General features: G+C 58.6%; 18 protein-coding genes. All 18 read left to right on the forward strand.

The features are described from left to right. The first annotated feature begins 38 nt into the window (after positions 1 to 38). The 18 genes from KGA98_RS17515 (at position 39) to KGA98_RS17600 (ending at position 19,675) form a co-directional block, all read left to right on the forward strand. Positions 39 to 500, forward strand: coding sequence for a nitrate reductase cytochrome c-type subunit (locus tag KGA98_RS17515; protein ID WP_371318478.1), 462 nt, complete (start codon positions 39 to 41; stop codon positions 498 to 500). Between the two features lie 9 nt (positions 501 to 509). Next, on the forward strand, positions 510 to 1,106 hold the full coding sequence (locus KGA98_RS17520) for a cytochrome c3 family protein (protein WP_085723386.1): 597 nt from the start codon (positions 510 to 512) through the stop codon (positions 1,104 to 1,106). Between the two features lie 203 nt (positions 1,107 to 1,309). Further along, complete coding sequence (locus tag KGA98_RS17525; protein WP_223502920.1) at positions 1,310 to 2,050, forward strand: flagellar basal body rod protein FlgF; 741 nt, start codon at positions 1,310 to 1,312, stop codon at positions 2,048 to 2,050. A 45-nt stretch (positions 2,051 to 2,095) separates the two neighbouring features. Next, a complete protein-coding gene (flgG, locus tag KGA98_RS17530; protein ID WP_056721513.1) occupies positions 2,096 to 2,881 on the forward strand; it encodes a flagellar basal-body rod protein FlgG in 786 nt (261 codons plus the stop codon). 52 nt (positions 2,882 to 2,933) lie between these two features. Beyond that, on the forward strand, positions 2,934 to 3,629 hold the full coding sequence (gene flgH / locus KGA98_RS17535) for a flagellar basal body L-ring protein FlgH (protein WP_057715915.1): 696 nt from the start codon (positions 2,934 to 2,936) through the stop codon (positions 3,627 to 3,629). 27 nt (positions 3,630 to 3,656) lie between these two features. Next, a complete protein-coding gene (locus KGA98_RS17540) occupies positions 3,657 to 4,745 on the forward strand; it encodes a flagellar basal body P-ring protein FlgI (RefSeq protein WP_057715914.1) in 1,089 nt (362 codons plus the stop codon). An 11-nt stretch (positions 4,746 to 4,756) separates the two neighbouring features. Then, positions 4,757 to 6,040 carry a flagellar assembly peptidoglycan hydrolase FlgJ gene (flgJ, locus tag KGA98_RS17545; RefSeq protein WP_223502921.1) on the forward strand — a complete coding sequence of 428 codons (1,284 nt, stop codon included), beginning with the start codon at positions 4,757 to 4,759 and terminating at the stop codon, positions 6,038 to 6,040. Positions 6,041 to 6,050: 10 nt separating this feature from the next. Next, on the forward strand, positions 6,051 to 8,063 hold the full coding sequence (flgK, locus tag KGA98_RS17550; RefSeq protein ID WP_223502922.1) for a flagellar hook-associated protein FlgK: 2,013 nt from the start codon (positions 6,051 to 6,053) through the stop codon (positions 8,061 to 8,063). Between the two features lie 13 nt (positions 8,064 to 8,076). Beyond that, entirely contained in the window at positions 8,077 to 9,666 is a 1,590-nt protein-coding gene (locus KGA98_RS17555; RefSeq protein ID WP_223502923.1) for a flagellar hook-associated protein 3, read from the forward strand. Positions 9,667 to 9,966: 300 nt separating this feature from the next. Further along, positions 9,967 to 10,896, forward strand: a complete 930-nt coding sequence (locus KGA98_RS17560) for a ketoacyl-ACP synthase III (RefSeq protein ID WP_223502924.1) — start codon at positions 9,967 to 9,969, stop codon at positions 10,894 to 10,896. A 249-nt stretch (positions 10,897 to 11,145) separates the two neighbouring features. After that, positions 11,146 to 12,555 (forward strand): flagellin, encoded by a 1,410-nt coding sequence (locus KGA98_RS17565; protein WP_223502925.1) that lies wholly within the window; start codon positions 11,146 to 11,148, stop codon positions 12,553 to 12,555. 73 nt (positions 12,556 to 12,628) lie between these two features. Beyond that, positions 12,629 to 12,979 (forward strand): flagellar protein FlaG, encoded by a 351-nt coding sequence (locus KGA98_RS17570; RefSeq protein WP_223502926.1) that lies wholly within the window; start codon positions 12,629 to 12,631, stop codon positions 12,977 to 12,979. A gap of 81 nt (positions 12,980 to 13,060) precedes the next feature. Continuing rightward, positions 13,061 to 14,449 (forward strand): flagellar filament capping protein FliD, encoded by a 1,389-nt coding sequence (gene fliD, locus KGA98_RS17575; RefSeq protein WP_223502934.1) that lies wholly within the window; start codon positions 13,061 to 13,063, stop codon positions 14,447 to 14,449. A gap of 155 nt (positions 14,450 to 14,604) precedes the next feature. Beyond that, positions 14,605 to 14,994 (forward strand): flagellar export chaperone FliS, encoded by a 390-nt coding sequence (gene fliS, locus KGA98_RS17580; RefSeq protein ID WP_154910930.1) that lies wholly within the window; start codon positions 14,605 to 14,607, stop codon positions 14,992 to 14,994. Positions 14,995 to 15,018: 24 nt separating this feature from the next. Continuing rightward, complete coding sequence (gene fliT, locus KGA98_RS17585; RefSeq protein ID WP_154910931.1) at positions 15,019 to 15,315, forward strand: flagellar protein FliT; 297 nt, start codon at positions 15,019 to 15,021, stop codon at positions 15,313 to 15,315. 171 nt (positions 15,316 to 15,486) lie between these two features. Next, entirely contained in the window at positions 15,487 to 16,962 is a 1,476-nt protein-coding gene (locus tag KGA98_RS17590; protein ID WP_150813413.1) for a sigma-54 dependent transcriptional regulator, read from the forward strand. A gap of 128 nt (positions 16,963 to 17,090) precedes the next feature. Then, the gene (locus KGA98_RS17595; protein WP_223502935.1) at positions 17,091 to 18,284 is read left to right on the forward strand and encodes a sensor histidine kinase; all 1,194 of its coding nucleotides are present in this window, start codon (positions 17,091 to 17,093) and stop codon (positions 18,282 to 18,284) included. A 5-nt stretch (positions 18,285 to 18,289) separates the two neighbouring features. Then, complete coding sequence (locus KGA98_RS17600) at positions 18,290 to 19,675, forward strand: sigma-54-dependent transcriptional regulator (protein WP_223502927.1); 1,386 nt, start codon at positions 18,290 to 18,292, stop codon at positions 19,673 to 19,675. Positions 19,676 to 19,729 lie beyond the last annotated feature (54 nt).

The following is a 19,729-nucleotide window of genomic DNA, read 5'->3' on the forward strand; positions in this document are numbered from 1 at the left end:
GAGCTTTCATGAATTATCGTTCGCTGTCCTTGCTTGTCATGCTGCTGATGTGGCTGCCCGCGACATTTGCGGCAGAACCCGGTTACCCACTGGATGCGCCGGCACCGGATGGGCGGCGAGTCGGCGGGACCCTGACCCAGGAGCTGCCGGCACCGCCCATTGCCGAAGACGAGAACAAGGACCTCAAGCGTGAGCGTAATTACCCCGATCAACCACCCACCATACCCCACAGCATTCGCGGGTATGCCATCGACATGAACAGCAACAAGTGCCTGACCTGCCACAGTCGCGCCAACAGTGCGCGTACCCAGGCGCCGATGATCAGCATCACTCACTACATGGACCGTGACGGCCAGGCATTGGCGGCGGTGTCGCCGCGCCGATACTTCTGCAACCAGTGTCACGTGCCGCAAAAGGATGTGAAGCCACTGGTGAACAACAGCTTCAAGAACATCGACCAGGTCTTGCAAGACGAAATCAACCACCAGCCGAAACCTTGAGGAAAGGCCATGAAATCTTTGCTTGCCTTGCTCAAGGATTATTGGGGTGTGCTGCGTCGGCCCAGCGTGCATTACAGCCTGGGTTTCCTGACCCTCGGCGGGTTTATCGCCGGGGTGATTTTCTGGGGTGGGTTCAACACCGCGCTGGAAGCGACCAACACCGAGAAGTTCTGCACGTCCTGCCATGAAATGCGTGACAACGTTTTTGTCGAGTTGCAGGAAACCATTCACTACACCAACCGCTCGGGCGTGCGCGCCACGTGCCCGGACTGTCACGTCCCCCACGAGTGGACGCACAAGATCGCCCGCAAGATGCAGGCTTCCAAGGAGGTCTGGGGCAAGCTGTTCGGCACTATCAGTACCCGGGACAAGTTTCTGGGCATGCGCCGGGAGCTGGCCGAACACGAGTGGGCACGGCTCAAGGCCAACGATTCCCGAGAGTGTCGCAACTGCCATAACTTCGAGTTCATGGACTTCACACGCCAGGGTAAACGCGCCGCCAACATGCACTCCACCTCCTTGGCCAGCGGCCAGGCGACCTGTATCGATTGCCATAAAGGCATTGCCCACAAATTACCCGACATGAGCGGCGTGAAAGGTTGGTAGCCGGCTTTTCACGGCATTGCCGCCAAGCGGCATAACCGCGCCGGTTTTTCGTCTTCGATACATCGTTCGATTCCCTTCTGATTAGCCTCCAGCCCCTTGTTTAAAGGGGGTTGGAGCCGCTGCGCAAAAGTTGGTCTGCAAATTGCTACAGCCTGCGCAACACAGCAGTGGGCGGCAAACGTCCGGCAGGCAGAGGAAAGAGTGTGGACAAGTACCTTTATGTGGCAATGACCGGCGCCAGCCAGAATGCACTGGCGCAAAAGGCTCATGCCAACAACCTCGCGAACATCTCCACCAACGGCTTCCAGAAAGACCTGGAGCAGGCCCGTTCGATGCCGGTGTTCGGTGACAGCTTTCCGGCGCGTGCGTTTGCCATGTCCGAACGCCCGGCCACGGATTTCTCCCCCGGTTCACTGGTGGAAACCGGCCGCGACCTCGACGTTGCCGTGCAAGGCAACGGCTGGATTGCCGTACAGAATCCCGATGGCGGTGAAAGCTATGTGCGCACCGGCAGCTTGAACGTTGACGCCCTGGGTGTGCTGCGCGCCGGCAACGGCATGCCGGTCATGGGCAATGGCGGGCCGATTGCCGTGCCGCCGGAGCAGCAGATCGAAGTCGGCGAGGACGGCACCATCAGCATCCGCGCGATGGGCGAAGGTCCCCGGGTGATGGCGGAAGTCGATCGAATCAAGCTGGTCAACCCGGACTTCAAGAACATGACCAAGGGCCTGGATGGTTCGATCCACACCAAGGACGGCAAGCCGGCACAGGCCGATGCCAACGTCAAGCTGGTGTCCGGGTTCCTCGAGTCGAGCAACGTCAATGCCGTGGAGGAGATGACCTCCGTTCTGGCCCTGGCCAAGCAGTTCGAGCTGCACATCAAGATGATGAACACCGCCAAAGACGATGACCAGGCCATGGCTCGGGTCTTGCAGATCAGCTAATTACCAGAACGTCGCGCCGTAAAACAGGCGCACGAGGAGAATCGAATGCTTCCGGCTCTATGGGTTGCCAAGACAGGTCTGTCCGCCCAGGACACCAACCTGACCACCATTTCCAACAACCTGGCCAACGTGTCGACCACGGGTTTCAAGCGTGACCGCGCCGAGTTCCAGGACTTGCTCTACCAGATCAAGCGCCAGCCAGGCGCCCAGTCGACCCAGGACAGCGAACTGCCGTCGGGTCTGCAACTGGGTACCGGTGTGCGCATCGTCGGTACCCAGAAAAACTTCACCGCCGGCAGCCTGCAAACCACCGAGCAGCCGCTGGACATGGCCATCGACGGCCGTGGTTTCTTCCAGATCCTGCAACCGGACGGCACCACGTCCTACACCCGTGACGGTACGTTCCACCTGGACTCCAACGGCCAGATCGTCAACGCCAGCGGCTTTGCCCTGGAGCCGGCCATTGTCATTCCGAACGAAGCGCAGACCTTCACGGTCGGCCGCGATGGCACCGTGTCCATCACCGTTGCCGGCAACCCGGCAGCCCAGGTGATCGGCAACCTGCAAACCGCCGACTTCATCAACCCGGCCGGCCTGCAGGCGGTGGGCAACAACCTGTTCCTGGAAACCGCCGCCAGTGGCGCGCCGCAAGTCGGCACTCCGGGCCTGAACGGTTTCGGCTCCACGCTGCAGAACACCCTGGAAACGTCCAACGTCAGCACCGTTGAGGAGATGGTCAACATGATCACCACCCAGCGCGCCTACGAGATGAACTCCAAGGTGATCTCCACCGCCGACCAGATGCTCTCGTTCGTAACGCAGAATCTGTAATCAAGTCTATGTGGCGGCCATTGGGTCGCCTGCAACACCGTGAGGTAGGGTCATGAATCGCTATGTATCTGTTCTGGCACTGAGTGGGATCACCGCGCTCGCAGGTTGCGTGCCTGCGACGCCCAAGCCCAATGACCCTTACTACGCTCCGGTGTTGCCGCGCACGCCGTTGCCGGCGGCCGCGAACAATGGCTCGATCTATCAGGCCGGTTTCGAACAGAACCTCTACAGCGACCGCAAGGCGTTCCGGGTCGGTGACATCATCACCATCACCCTGAACGAAAGGACCCAGGCCAGCAAAAACGCCAACTCGCAAATTGGCAAGAACAGCAAGGCCAACATCGGCCTGAGTTCGCTGTTCGGCAGCAGCGCCACCACCAACAACCCGTTCAGCGATGGCGACCTGAGCCTGAGTGCCAGCTACGAAGGTGACCGCGCGACCAAGGGGGACAGCAAGGCGGCTCAGGGCAACACCCTGACCGGTTCGATCACTGTCACCGTCGCCGATGTGTTGCCCAACGGCATTATCGCGGTACGCGGCGAGAAGTGGATGACCCTCAACACCGGCGACGAGCTGGTGCGGATTGCCGGCCTGGTTCGCGCCGATGACATCGCCACCGACAACACCGTGCCGTCGACCCGTGTCGCCGATGCGCGCATCACCTACTCGGGCACCGGCTCGTTTGCCGATGCGAGTCAGCCAGGCTGGTTCGACCGTTTCTTCCTCAGCCCGCTGTTCCCTTTCTAGGTGGCTACGTTGAATTTCAGAAGTCTCATGATGGCTGCGTTCCTGATGTCCGCAGCGTTCAACGTTCAAGCCGAGCGCCTGAAGGACATCGCCAGCATTTCCGGCGTGCGTTCCAACCAATTGATCGGCTACGGCCTGGTGGTCGGGCTGAACGGCACCGGCGACCAGACGACGCAGACCCCGTTCACCCTGCAGACCTTCAACAACATGCTCTCGCAGTTTGGCATCAAGGTGCCGCCGGGTTCGGGCAACGTGCAGTTGAAGAACGTCGCGGCGGTGTCGATCAGTGCCGATTTGCCGGCGTTCGCCAAGCCGGGTCAGCAGGTTGATATCACCGTTTCGTCCATCGGTAACTCCAAGAGCCTGCGTGGCGGCACCTTGCTGCTGACGCCACTCAAGGGTATCGATGGCAACGTCTATGCGGTGGCCCAGGGCAACCTGGTGGTCGGCGGTTTCGACGCGGAAGGGCGAGACGGCTCGAAGATTACCGTCAACGTTCCGTCGGCCGGTCGCATCCCCGGTGGTGCGTCGGTGGAGCGTGCGGTGCCGAGCGGTTTCAACCAGGGCAACAGCCTGACGCTGAACCTCAACCGTTCCGACTTCACCACCGCCAAGCGCATCGTCGACAAGATCAACAACATGCTCGGTCCTGGCGTGGCCCAGGCCATCGACGGCGGGTCGATTCGCGTCACCGCGCCGCTCGATCCGAGCCAGCGCGTCGACTACCTGTCGATCCTGGAAAACCTCGAAGTCGATCCGGGCCAGGCAGTCGCGAAAGTCATCATCAACTCCCGTACCGGCACCATCGTGATCGGCCAGAACGTCAAGGTTTCCCCGGCCGCCGTGACCCACGGCAGCCTGACCGTGACCATTACCGAAGACCCGATCGTCAGTCAGCCCGGCCCTCTGTCCAATGGCACGACGGCGGTGGTACCGCGTTCGAAGGTCAACGCCCAGCAGGAAGCCAAGCCGATGTTCAAGTTCGGACCTGGTACCACCCTCGACGAGATCGTGCGGGCGGTGAACCAGGTCGGCGCGGCACCGGGTGACTTGATGGCCATCCTCGAAGCGCTGAAGCAGGCCGGCGCCCTGCAAGCCGATCTGATCGTGATCTGAGGACGGCCATCGTGGATATGCGCAAGAGCGGTCTGGTCAGCAGCAGCGATTCGGGCTCCTATTCGGACCTCAATCGTCTGAATCAGCTCAAGGTCGGCGACAAGAACAGCGACGGCAACATGCGCAAGGTGGCGCAGGAGTTCGAATCGCTGTTCCTCGGTGAGATGCTCAAGTCCATGCGCTCGGCAACCGAAGCGCTGGGACAGGACAATCCGATGAACACGCCGGCGGCCAAGCAGTACCAGGAAATGTACGACCAGCAACTGGCCGTTTCCATGTCCCGCGAGGGCGGTGGTATCGGTCTGGCGGACGTGCTGATGCGCCAGATGTCGAAGAACAAGCCATTGGCGCCGGGCGAGGCCGCTGCTGCATCGCTGGCCAGGCAAGAGGCTGCCAAGGCCGCCGTGCAAACGCCGGTGGCGGCGGGCACGGTTGCGGTCAATGGGCCGCTGTCGCGGGTCAATGGCCAGCGTCCATTGTGGGCTTCGCGATCGGTCCAGGCGCCGCAAGAGGCGGGCGAGGGTGGTCATCGCAATGACATGGCTCTGATCAATCAGCGACGCCTGGCATTGCCGCCGAAGCTGGCTGATCGTTTGTTGGCCGGGCTGGTGCCTTCGGCGACGGCCGCAGCCACGACGATCAACAAGACACCGTTGCCTGAGCGCGCGACAAGCACTGGCGCCGGTCCTTTGTATAACGGCGACTGGCTGGCCAACGCGCAGAAAACCTCCGGTGGCGGCATGCAGATCTACGGTCGCGCCATGGCGCAGATTCCGCTGGCGCCGGCGAAGAAAGCCTTCGGTTCCGCCGACCAGTTCGTCAACACCATGTTGCCGATGGCCAAGGAAGCGGCGGCCCGCATTGGTGTCGATCCGCGTTACCTGGTGGCGCAGGCGGCCCTGGAAACCGGCTGGGGCAAGTCGGTCATGCGTGCTCAGGACGGCAGCAGCAGCCACAACCTGTTCGGCATCAAGGCCGGCAATAGTTGGCAGGGCAATTCGGCGCGGGCGATCACCAGCGAATTCAGGAGCGGGCAGATGGTCAAGGAGACGGCGCAGTTCCGCTCCTACGACTCCTACAAGGACAGTTTCCACGACCTTGTAACTTTGCTGCAGACCAACAATCGCTATCAAGATGTCGTGAAGTCGGCCGATAACCCGGAACAGTTTGTACGCGAGTTGCAGAAGGCCGGTTACGCAACCGATCCGAACTACGCGAGCAAGATTTCGCAGATAGCCAAGCAGATGACGAGTTACCAGAACTACGCTGCGGCGGGCGTTTCAACGAATTTATAAGGTTTGAACCATGAGTTTGCTCAACATCGGAATGTCGGGTTTGTCCGCTAGCCACGCATCGTTGGTGACTACCGGTAATAACATTTCCAACGTCGATACCATCGGGTACTCGCGCCAGCAAACTGTGCAGGGCACCAAAAGCTCTATTCAGAATGGCAATGTGTTCATCGGCACCGGTACGACCCTGGCGGATGTGCGCCGGGTGTACAACAGCTACCTTGACGCGCAACTGCAGACCACCACTTCGCTCAATGGCGATGCGCAGGCTTATCTCGGCCAGGCCACGCAAGTTGACAAGCTGCTGTCCGACAGCGGCACCGGCATTACCAAGACTTTGCAGTCTTTCTTCTCGTCGCTGCAAACCTTGTCCGGCAACTCAAACGACAACGCTTCGCGTCAGGCCTTGCTGACCAACGCCCAGGGCTTGAGCAGCCGCTTCAATGCCATGTCCCAGCAATTGAAGCAGCAGGGCACCTATATCAATGATCAGTTGGGCTCGATGGCCGATCAGGTCAACAAGCTGGCGTCGACCGTCTCCGCCTACAACAAGAAAATTGGCGAAGTCATTGGTTCGGGTGGCACCCCCAACGAACTGCTGGACCAGCGTAATGAAGCCATCCGCCAGCTCAACGAACTGGTCGGCACCCAAGTCACCGAAACCGACGGCCGGCTGGATATTTACCTGGGCAGCGGCCAGCCGCTGGTGGTCGGCGACACCGTCAACAAGTTGCGCGTGGCGGCAGATCCTGCTGACCCGACCCGCTCATCGATCATCATGGATCGTGGCAGTTCGTCGATCGACATCACCCGCGTGATCAGCGGTGGCCAGATGGGTGGGTTGTTGCGCTATCGCAGTGAAGTGCTGACACCTGCCGTCAACGACTTGGGGCGTATTGCCATGGTCGTGGCCGATCAGGTCAATAAACAACTGGGCCAAGGCCTGGATCAGAATGGCAACTTCGGCGCGGCACTGTTCAACAACATCAACAGTGTGGCGGCCATCAGCCAGCGCAGTATTGCCAATGCCAACAACAATCCGGCGTCCGGCAATCTGAATGTCACCATCAAAGACACCAGTAAGCTGCAAGCCAGCGATTATCAGGTGACGGTCACTGCTTCGGGCTACAACGTGCGTCGACTGTCGGATAATACCGACATGGGTAACTTCGCTTTCGCCACGCCTCCTGCGGCCGATCCGGTCATCGATGGATTCAGCCTGAGCTTGAACAGTGGTTCGGTCGCCGTCGGGGATTCTTTCAAAATTACCCCGACCCGCAGCGGTGCTGCGGACATGACCACGGTCATGACCGATACCAAAACCCTGGCTACCTCCGCACCGCTGACCTCCACCAAGGCCTCGGGGAATGGCGGCACCGGTGCTGTCAGCCAGCCGAACCTGACCACCACTCTGGATATCTACGATCCGGTCCAGCGCCTGGAAGTGCAGACGGCGGTCAAGGCATCGATGCCCGTGCGCATGCTGATGACCAGTGCCACCGCTTATGAAGTGTTCGATTCCAAGGGCAACAGCATCGGTACCGGCAACATCGTACCAGGTCAGAACAACGACCTGAGCATTGCAGTGCCCTACACCGATGCCGGTGGCAACGCCAAAACCTTCAATGTGGGAATGACCGTCAGCGGCAGCCCTGCTTCGGGGGACGGCTTCAACATTTCCATGACTGCGGCCGACAGCACCGACAACCGCAACGCCCAGGCCTTGCTCGGTCTGCAAACCAAGGCGACAGTCGGTGCAACTGCGACCAGTCCGGGTGTGAGTTTTACCGATGCGTATGGAGGTCTCGTATCGACTGTCGGCTCCCTGACCAAGCAGGGGCAACTGGACGCAACGGCTACCGATACCATCTTGACTGGCGCCCGAAACGCCCGCGACTCGCTGTCCGGTGTCGATCTCGATGAAGAGGCTGGCAACCTGACCAAGTTCCAGCAGTACTACACGGCCTCTTCGCAGATCATCAAGACTGCGCAGGAAATTTTCAGCACCCTGATCAATGCCCTTTAAGGAGCCGTAGAACATGCGAATTTCTACTGCACAGTATTATGCGACCACGGCCATCAACTATCAGCGCAACCTCAACAACGTGATGAAGACTGCCGAGCAGGCCAGCAGTGGCATCAAGCTTGAGACTGCGGCGGATGATCCGGTCGGTGCGGCACGCTTGCTGCAACTCGAACAGCAAAAGGCCATGTTGGGTCAGTACACTTCCAATATCAACGCGCTGAACACCGCTCAGGCGCAGGAAGAAAGCGTGCTGGACAGTATCAACACTGTGCTGCAGAAAGTCAGCGAGTTGGCGGTGCGTGCCGGCGGTGCATCGTTAAATGACGACGATCGCAAATCCATTGGAGAGGAAGTCGGGCAGGCCGAAGAGCAGTTGCTGAATCTGATGAACAGCAAAGATGCTAACGGCAGATACATCTTTTCCGGCGCCAGCAGTAACACGCAGCCATTTTTGCGCAACAGTGACGGTACCTACAGTTATCAAGGTGACCAGACCCAACTGGAACTGAAAATCGGCGACTCGATGTCGCTGGGGCTCAACGACACTGGTTGGGATGTTTTCCAGCAGGCGATCAACGCCGCCCGCAGTTCGACAACCATGACCGCGCCGGCCGTTGATGACGGGCGCGTGTCATTGACTCAAGGTCTGGTGAGTTCCGGCCCGGCGTTTGATGCGAGCTTCCGCAATGGACAGCCATACACACTGTCCTTCACCAGCAGCACACAGTTTGTGATCACTGACGCCTCAGGCAACGACGTGACTGCCGAGGCAAGTGGTGGTGGTAAGTTCGATCCGAATAACAAGGATGGTTCCGACATCAATTTCCGCGGGGTGTCCTTTGCACTGGATATCACGTTCCAGGCAAGTGATAACCCAGCGAATGCGGACGCGGTCATCGCGGGTCACAGTTTCCAGTTGGCGGCAAAGCCAGACAGTTTCACCAGCACACGTGCTCCGGGTAACAGTTCGACGGTACAGATTGGTCAAACCTCTGTGACCAACGCTACCGATTACAAGAGCTTTTTCCCTGAAGGCGGAGCGGTCCTGAAATTCACGGGACCAGGGACGTTTGAGTTGTATTCCCGCCCCTTGACCAGCAGCAGTACACCGATAACCTCCGGGACAGTGGTAGCTGGCGTGGCGACAGCGGCCGGTGTCAGCTTTACCCTCGCCGGAGGCACACCTCCAGCGACCCCCGCTACAGGTGATCAGTTCAATATCGCGGTCAATACACACCAGACCCAGAATGTACTCGATACCGTAAGTCAGCTGCGTCAGGTGCTTGAAATACCTACTTCAGAAAATCCGGCCGCCCAGCGCAATCTGGGCAGTGTGCTCGCGTCGTCCATTGCCAACCTGAGCAATGCCAAAAACCAGGTCGACCTTGCGCGTGGCGCAATCGGTGCCCGGGGTAACGTAATGGATATGCAGCGTGATCAGATCCAGAGCACGAACCTGATCAATACTTCCACGCAATCTTCAATCAAAGATACTGACCCTGCGGAAGTACTGACCCGCCTGACCCTGCAGCAAACCATGTTGCAAGCCGCGCAACTGGCATTCGCAAAGGTTTCCCAGTTGAGTCTGTTCAACAAGCTTTAATTCGGTCTTGACCGCCTGAAGCCAGCCCTTGTTACAGGAGGCTGGCTTTTTTTTGCATTTTTTTCAGGTGTATACAGAGCAGGATGGCGCGCGATCCGGACCACAAAATCAAATAAAGCAGCGATCTCTGAGTGACCCGTCGGTCAAAACGCGCATCTTCACTGTATCCTGTCTGCGGGCGGTGACGGTGGCGGGCTGTTTGAGCCCCGACAATGCCTCCTCTGTGGGGCGGGCCCCGACTGTAGACGCCCTCGATTCAGCGAGCGGCGATGTTCAGCTGTTTATTATTGGGAAGCCATAATGATTGGCATAAAAAATATAGCGAGTTACGTGCCGGCAGCCGGGATTGATAATTACGCCCAGGGTGCAAAGTTCGACAAGGACGAAACCTTTATTCTCGGCAAGATTGGTTCTGCGTTTTTGCCGCGCATGGATGCCGATCAAGAAACTTCCGATCTGTGTGTCGAAGCAGCCAATGCGCTGTTCACCGCTAGCCCCGAGCTCAAGCGTGAATCCATCGATTGCTTGATCGTCGTCACCCAGAACGGTGATGAAGAAGGCTTGCCGCACACCGCCGCGATCGTTCAGGACAAGCTGGGCTTGCCGACCCATGTCGCCGCGTTCGATATTTCCCTGGGCTGTTCCGGCTACGTCTATGGCATCTATGCGATCAAAGGTTTCATGGAAGCAGCAGGGCTGAAAAACGGCCTGCTGATTACTGCCGATCCATATTCCAAGATTGTCGATCCGGAAGACCGTAACACCACCATGCTGTTTGGCGATGCCGCAACCGCGACCTGGATGGGCGAGAACGCTGTCTGGCAACTGGGCAAGTCGAAGTTCGGTACCGACGGTTCCGGCGCGCCGCACCTTAAGGTCAGCGACGGTGTGTTCTTCATGAATGGTCGCCAGGTGTTCAACTTTGCCTTGTTGAAAGTTCCTGCGCATTTGCACGAGTTGTTGGACGAGTCCAATTTGCAGGCGAGCGATATCGATGCCTTCTGCATTCACCAGGGCAGTGCGGCCATCGTCGATGCCGTGGCGCGCCGCTTCGAAGAAGGTGAGCCGGAGAAATTCGTCAAGGACATGCTCGAAACCGGCAACACGGTCTCCTCGAGTATTCCGCTGCTGTTGCAGAATCACGTCTTCGACTCCAAATGGACCCGAGTTGCCATCAGCGGCTTTGGCGTGGGCCTCTCGTGGGGTTCGGCGATTCTCTATCGCGGTTGATTGACTGACTCGACGCTACAAAAAAACGCCCGGAAACTTAAACTTCCGGGCGTTTTGCGTTTTTCTGACGCCGACTTTCTGGCTCTAAAGCCTTGAAAATAAAGGGCTGGCACCCTGCCACTAAAAATATCAAAAAAACCGCTCAAGCAAAGCCTCTTCACGACGATAACTATTACGTAGGTTCTCTAGGCCACACCAGGCGGTTGCCAGGGCCGGAAGCCGCAGTATCCATCCAACGAGGATTTCGTCATGGCTTTAACCGTAAACACCAACACCGCGTCGATCACTACTCAGGTTAACCTGAACAAAGCTGGCGGCGCCCTGGCTACTTCCATGCAGCGCCTGTCTTCCGGCCTGCGTATCAACAGCGCTAAAGACGACGCTGCCGGCCTGCAGATCGCCAACCGCCTGACCAGCCAGATCAACGGCCTGGGCCAGGCAGTGAAGAACGCCAACGACGGTATCTCCATCGCGCAAACCGCTGAAGGCGCAATGCAGGCTTCGACCGACATCCTGCAGAAAATGCGTACCCTGGCTCTGTCCTCGGCTACCGGCTCCCTGAGCGCCGATGACCGTAAGTCGAACAACGACGAATACCAGGCTCTGACTTCGGAACTGACCCGTATCTCCCAGACCACCACTTTCGGTGGCCAGAAGCTGCTGGACGGTTCGTACGGCACCAAGGCTATCCAGGTTGGCGCCAACGCTAACGAAACCATCAACCTGAGCCTGGACAACGTTGCAGCCAACAACATCGGCTCGCAGCAGATGAAAAGTGCTGCCATCGCTCCGGGCGCCGGTATTGTTGGTGGTGCGGTTGTTGTCACCGGCAACGGCCAGACTGCAAACGTTACTCTGGCAGCTGCTTCCTCGGCTAAAGATACCGCTCAGCTGCTGAACGGTGCCGTTGGTGGTCTGAGCGCTACTGCCAGCACTGAAGCTCAGTTTGTAGTCGGCGCAGCTGCTGCAACCACTCCTGCTTCCTTCACCATGACTGTAGGTACCTCGGCCGTTGCGTTCGTCGGCGTAACCGACACCGCCAGCCTGGCTGACCAACTGAAGTCCAACTCCGCGAAGCTGGGTATCAGCGTCAACTACGATTCGGTCAAAGGCACTCTGTCGATCAAATCCGACTCGGGTGAAAACGTTGCTTTCAGTGCCTCGACTGCTCCTGGTTCGATCACCATCGCAACCAAAGACGGTACCGGCGCATACGGCGCAGGTATTGCCCTGGCTAACGGCATCATCGCTACCGGTGCTGTGAACGTGGACTCCGCCAAAGGCTTCTCGCTGACTGGTGCCGGCGTTGCTGGTGTGTTCGGTGCTGCTACCAGCTCCGTCAAAACCACCATCGCTCAAACCGACGTGACCGACTCCACCAAAGCGCAAAACGCTCTGGCTGTAATCGACAAGGCAATCGGTTCGATCGACAGCGTTCGTTCGGGTCTGGGTGCTACCCAAAACCGTCTGACCACTACCGTAGACAACCTGCAGAACATCCAGAAGAACTCCACCGCTGCTCGCAGCACCGTGCAAGACGTGGACTTCGCTTCTGAAACTGCTGAACTGACCAAGCAACAGACTCTGCAGTCGGCTTCGACCGCAATCCTGTCGCAAGCCAACCAGCTGCCATCTGCTGTACTGAAGCTGCTTCAGTAATAGCGGCGCTCGTTAGCTGACGGAAGGGCGCGTATACGTGCCCTTTCGTTTTTTCGCGATGAGGAGATTTAGCATGGACATGAGCGTCAAGTTGAACCTGTCTTATCCGGCTGTTGCTCCTCAGAGTGCGACGCCGATTGTCATAGCCAAGCAGGAACAGCCCAAGGCTGAAGTCGTTGAGTCATCGGGCTCCGAGCCCAAGCGCGACGATCTGGAAAAAGCTGTGACCGATATTCAGGAATTCGTCCAGTCTGCCCAGCGCAAACTGGATTTTTCCATTGATGATTCCACCGGCCGGGTCGTGGTCAAGGTCATTGCCACCGAAACAGGTGACGTGATTCGCCAGATCCCTTCGGAAACCGCACTGAAACTGGCGCAAAGTTTGTCGGATGCCAGCAGCTTGTTGTTTGACGATAAGGTCTGAGCTGGCATGATTTTTGTTGCTGTATGTGTTCGAGACGCACTTTGTCAAGAAAGCAGCGGCCACTGAACAAGGAGATAGATGATGGCGGGTACAACGGTAAGCGGTATTGGGTCGAACATCGATACCCAAGCGATCGTGACGTCTTTGGTCAACGCCGAAAAAGCGCCGAAGCAAACACAGATCAATACTCAGAGTGCGAAAGCAACCACCTCGCTGTCATCGATCGGCAAGATTCAGGCGGCGCTTGATGCATTTCGCGGGGCTCTGACCTCGATGGGTGCGGATAACAGCTTCAGCGGGCTGACCAGCACGTCTTCGGATGAAAAGGTCGCGACCATCACGACGGGTAATGGCGCTTCCAATGGCACCTACTCATTGTTGGTCACCCAGTTGGCATCGGCATCGAAGTTGTCCACCCGGGTTTTTGCGGGTGGCGCCTCCACTGTGGTCAATAGCGGTACGTCACCGACCACGCTGACAATTTCGCAGTCCGGCAAAAATTACGATCTCAGCATTCCCGCCGGGGCAACGCTGCAGCAAGTGCGTGAGTCAATCAACTCGCAGTTTGGCACGTCCGGGTTGAGCGCGAACATTCTGACGGACTCAACGGGTTCGCGCCTGGTGTTGACCTCGACAACGATGGGGGTGGGCTCGGATCTCACGCTGTCGGGTAATTCGGGCCTGAATACGGGGTCAACTGTGATTGAGGCGCCGAAGGATGCGAAGTACCGCATCGATGGCGGCGCTGAAATGATCTCCAAGAGCAACTCGATTGCTGACGCAATCAGCGGCATTAACATCAAGTTGTTGTCTATTTCGCCGACCGCTGCTGGTGCCAGTGCGCCCACACCAACCACCATTTCAGTGACAACCAGTACGCCGGCGCTCAAGTCTGGGGTCAAAGGTTTCGTCGATACCTACAACGCTTTGATGAAGGCGATCAACGCTGAAACCAAGGTGACTAAAGCGGCCGACGGTACTTCTATTGCTGCGACGCTCACGGGCGATGCGACGATGCGAAGCCTGGTGAACTCGATTCGCAGCGAGCTGAACGCGCTATCGGGTACCGGGACAATGAAGTCGTTGGCTCAGTTTGGCATCAGCACTTCTGCCGACACTGGTTTGTTGACTATGGACGACAAGAAATGGGACAAGGCTGTGGCCACCAATGCGGCGGACCTCAGCAGTATTTTCACCGGGAGCAGCGGTTTGCTGGCTCGGATGGCAACTGCTACTGATAGCTATGCGAAGGCGAGCACAGGGATTCTGGCGGAACGTACCAAGTCGTTGAGTGAGAGTCTGACGGATCTGCAAAAACAGCAGGATTCTCTTGATGAGCGAATCGCAGCGTTGCAGACCAGTCTGACTGCCAAGTACACGGCCATGGACGGTCTGGTGGCCAGGCTTCGCGCACAAAGCGACAGCATCATGACCACGCTCAATGCGCTGAACAATCAGAAAGACGATTGATCCGTATCGGTCAAAAAAAACCCAGGCAAGCTGTAATGACAGTGCCTGGGTTTTTTCTTTGGTGACGACTCTGGGTTAAAGTTCTCCGTCGCCCGGTCGACATAAAGATCAGAGCCTTCCCAATTTCAAGTTGTTGTCTGTCACGAGGTAGAAACATGAACCCCATGAGAGCCCTTCGCCAATATCAGAAGGTCAATTCCCATGCCCAGATCTCTGAAGCCAATCCTCATCGCCTTGTGCAAATGCTGATGGAGGGCGGCCTGGATCGCATGGCTCAAGCCAAGGGTGCTCTGGAGCGTGGTGATATCGCACTCAAGGGATTGATGTTGGGTAAGGCCGTTGACATCGTCATTGGCCTGCGTGACGGTCTGAATCCGGAAAAGACAGAGGATCCTGCATCGATAGAGCAGTTGGACAGCTTGTACGCCTACATGACGTCGCGTCTGACTGAGGCCAACCTCAATAACGATACGAGGATCATCGACGAAGTTTCGGGTTTGCTTGAAACCCTGAAAAGCGGTTGGGATGCAATTGCCAATCAATAGGCCTGCGGGTCTGAGGATGACGTCATGAGTCTAGCGCTGCGGCGGATTGAAGAAACGCGTGAAGCCCTGGTAGACGCGCTGGCGGCGCGCAATTGGGACGCGATTGGCGAACTGGATGCGGCTTGTCGTGAGTGTGTCGATGAGGTGTTGAGCGAAGCGCCAATCGATGAGGACGCGGTGCGCAGCAATCTGGAGGGATTGTTGGCGGTGTACAAAGAGTTGCTGACCGCGACCATGGGGGAGCGGCAAGCGATAGTCGAAGAGATGTCGCAGATCAACCAAGCGAAGAGCGCGGCAAAGGTTTACCATCTGTTTGGTTAATTAAACCCGGTTAATCCAAACAAGTGCGCCATAAATTTGACTGTGCACGGTTTTTTGACTTAACTAGTGGCTGTTCCAGATTTCAGTCGTCTTCAGGCATATTTGTGCCTGCAAGCGTTTAGCTTGCCCCAGCATTTTGGGCATTGAGTTGACTAGGGAAGTTGCTATTGCATGTGGCGTGAAACCAAAATTCTGCTGATTGATGACGATAGCGTCCGCCGCCGCGACCTGGCGGTGATTTTGAATTTTCTCGGCGAAGAAAATTTACCCTGCGGTAGCCATGACTGGCAGCAGGCTGTCGGCTCTTTGTCGTCAAGTCGTGAAGTAATCTGTGTCCTTATCGGGACGGTCAATGCTCCTGGTGCACTTCTGGGCTTGCTTAAGACACTCTCGACCTGGGATGAGTTCCTTCCGGTTTTGCTGATGGGCGAAAATTCTTCCATTGACCTGCCGGAAGACCAGCGTCGGCGAGTGCTTTCGACCCTCGAAATGCCGCCCAGCTATAGCAAATTGCTCGATTCGCTGCACCGTGCCCAGGTCTATCGCGAGATGTACGACCAGGCCCGTGAGCGCGGTCGTCATCGCGAGCCCAATCTTTTCCGCAGTCTTGTCGGCACCAGCCGGGCGATTCAACACGTCCGCCAGATGATGCAGCAAGTCGCCGACACCGATGCCAGTGTGCTGATCCTCGGTGAGTCCGGCACCGGCAAGGAAGTGGTTGCGCGCAACCTGCATTACCATTCCAAGCGCCGCGAAGCGCCGTTCGTGCCGGTCAACTGTGGGGCGATCCCGGCCGAGTTGCTGGAAAGCGAATTGTTCGGCCATGAGAAGGGCGCCTTCACCGGGGCGATCACCAGTCGCGCCGGTCGATTCGAGCTGGCCAACGGCGGCACTCTGTTCCTCGATGAAATCGGCGACATGCCGCTGCCGATGCAGGTCAAGTTGTTGCGCGTGTTGCAGGAGCGCACCTTCGAGCGCGTGGGCAGCAACAAGACCCAGAGCGTCGACGTGCGCATCATTGCGGCGACCCACAAGAATCTCGAAAGCATGATCGAGATCGGCACCTTCCGCGAAGACCTGTACTACCGCCTGAATGTGTTCCCGATCGAGATGGCGCCGCTGCGTGAGCGCGTCGAAGACATTCCGCTGCTGATGAACGAGCTGATCTCGCGCATGGAGCACGAGAAGCGCGGTTCGATCCGTTTCAACTCGGCGGCCATCATGTCGCTGTGTCGTCATGGCTGGCCGGGCAACGTCCGCGAATTGGCCAACCTGGTGGAGCGCATGGCGATCATGCACCCATACGGCGTGATCGGCGTGGTCGAGTTGCCGAAGAAATTCCGCTACGTCGACGATGAAGACGAGCAAATGGTCGACAGCCTGCGCAGCGATCTGGAAGAGCGCGTGGCCATCAACGGCCATACCCAGGACTTTACCGCCAATGCCATGTTGCCTCCGGAAGGTCTGGACCTGAAGGACTACCTCGGTGGTCTGGAGCAGGGGCTGATCCAGCAGGCGCTGGATGATGCCAACGGCATTGTGGCGCGCGCGGCCGAGCGCCTGCGTATTCGTCGTACCACGCTGGTGGAAAAGATGCGCAAGTACGGCATGAGCCGTCGTGATGGAGACGAGCAGGCGGATGATTGACGCCTGTTTTTCAACTCATTCATTTTTAAGAAGTTTTTTTTAGGCACGGGTATTGCTACGTCCCTCGCAACGTTCCGTTTCACTGACGGTCAGCCAAGCGAGATTGCACGATGCCCCAAGCCGCCCAGATGTCTCCTGTCCTTGATGCTTCGGGACAACCGTCGTCCGTAGAGCTGGCGAGCCGGCTTGGCCTTGAGCAGGCATTTGCGCTGTTCAACCAGATGTCCAGTCAGTTGACCGATTCCTACAGCATGCTTGAAGCCCGGGTAACCGAGCTCAAGGGTGAATTGGCAGTGGTCAGTGCCCAGCGCATGCAGGAGCTGGCGGAAAAAGAACGCCTGGCCAATCGCCTGCAAAACCTCCTTGATCTCTTGCCCGGCGGAGTCATCGTCATTGACGCCCAGGGCATCGTGCGCGAAGCCAATCCGGCGGCGTGCGAGTTGCTGGGGTTGCCGCTGGAAGGTGAATTGTGGCGCCACGTCATTGCCCGCTGTTTTGCGCCGCGCGAAGACGATGGTCATGAAGTCTCCCTCAAGGATGGTCGGCGCCTGTCGATCGCCACGCGCTCGCTGGACGCAGAGCCTGGCCAGTTGGTGTTGCTCAACGACCTGACTGAAACCCGTCACCTGCAGGATCAACTGGCCCGACATGAGCGGCTGTCGTCGTTGGGGCGCATGGTCGCTTCGTTGGCTCATCAGATACGCACGCCGTTGTCCGCTGCGTTGCTGTATGCCAGTCATTTGACCGAGCAAGAGCTGCCGGTCGCTACCCAGCAGCGCTTTGCCGGACGCCTCAAGGAACGCCTGCACGAGCTGGAGCACCAGGTGCGCGACATGCTGGTGTTCGCCCGGGGCGAGTTGCCGCTGACTGACCGCGTGACGCCCGGTCAGCTGATGCAATCGTTGCAAGCGGCGGCGCTGACCCACGTTCAGGATCTGCCGATCCGCTGGCAGTGCGACAGTCATTCGGGGGAGTTGCTGTGCAATCGCGACACCCTGGTCGGTGCGATCCTCAATCTGATCGAGAACGCCATTCAGTCCAGTGCCGGTCCATTGCGCCTCAAGATTCACCTCTACACCCGCGGCAATTACCTGCGCCTGTGCGTCAGCGACAGTGGCTCCGGTATCGATGCCACCGTTCTGGCGCGATTGGGCGAACCCTTTTTTACCACCAAGGCCACTGGCACAGGTCTTGGCCTGACCGTGGTCAAGGCAGTGGCGCGTGCTCATCAGGGACAATTGCAGTTGCGCTCGCGACTCGGTCGCGGCACTTGCGCGCAGGTTATCCTGCCGTTGTTCAGCAGCGCTCAAGGAGCGGAGTGACACAGATGGGTATCAAGGTTCTGCTGGTCGAGGACGATCGCGCGTTGCGCGAGGCGCTGGCCGATACGCTATTGCTCGCGGGGCACGATTACAAGGCGGTGGGTTCGGCAGAGGAGGCGTTGCTTGCCGTCGGCGGCGAGGCCTTCAGCCTGGTGATCAGCGACGTCAACATGCCGGGTATGGACGGCCACCAGTTGCTGGGCCTGTTGCGAGCGCGGCAGCCGCAATTGCCGGTGTTGTTGATGACGGCTCACGGCGCGGTCGAGCGTGCGGTCGATGCGATGCGCCAAGGTGCGGTGGACTATCTGGTCAAACCATTCGAGCCCAAGGCGTTGCTCGATCTGGTGGGGCGTCATGCCCTGGGCAGTCTCGGCCTGGCTGAGGGTGAAGGGCCGATAGCATTCGAGCCGGCGAGCGCGCAGTTGCTCGAATTGGCAGCGCGAGTCGCACGCAGCGATTCCACGGTGTTGATCTCGGGTGAGTCGGGCACGGGCAAGGAAGTGCTGGCGCGCTACATCCATCAGCATTCTCATCGCGCCAATCAGCCATTCATTGCGATCAACTGTGCGGCGATCCCGGACAACATGCTCGAAGCGACCTTGTTCGGGCACGAGAAGGGCTCCTTCACCGGTGCCATTGCCGCGCAAGCCGGCAAGTTCGAGCAGGCCGACGGCGGCACCATTCTGCTCGACGAAATTTCCGAAATGCCCTTGGGGCTCCAGGCCAAACTGCTGCGCGTACTGCAAGAACGTGAGGTCGAAAGGGTTGGGGCGCGAAAACCGATCACACTGGACATTCGCGTGGTCGCCACCACCAATCGCGACCTGGCGGGTGAGGTGGCGGCGGGGCGCTTCCGCGAAGACCTTTACTATCGCCTGTCGGTGTTTCCCCTGGCCTGGCGTCCGTTGCGCGAGCGCACCGCCGACATCCTGCCGCTGGCCGAGCGTCTGCTGGCCAGGCACGTCAATAAAATGAAGCATTCACCGGCCAGATTGTCCCCCGAGGCCCAGGCGTGCCTGATCGCTTATCCGTGGCCGGGTAACGTGCGTGAACTGGACAACGCGATTCAGCGTGCGTTGATTCTGCAGCAGGGTGGCTTGATCCAGCCGCAGGATTTCTGCCTGGCCGGGCCGGTGGCTTGTGCGCCACTGCCAGCGTTGGCGCAGGCGCCGGTGTGTCCCGTGGAAATCGAGTCCGAGTCGGCCGGTGCGCTGGGCGATGATCTGCGTCGCCGAGAATTTCAGATGATCATCGATACCCTGCGCGCCGAACGCGGCCGTCGCAAAGAGGCGGCCGAGCGCTTGGGTATCAGCCCGCGGACCCTGCGCTACAAGCTGGCGCAAATGCGCGATGCCGGCATGGATGTGGAAGCCTATCTGTTCGCCACCTGATCCTGTTCCTGTAGGCGCGAGCTCTGCTCGCGATGGTCGTTAACGATAATGCGG

The organism is Pseudomonas sp. BF-R-24, from assembly GCF_019947335.1.
GTDB lineage: Bacteria > Pseudomonadota > Gammaproteobacteria > Pseudomonadales > Pseudomonadaceae > Aquipseudomonas > Aquipseudomonas jessenii.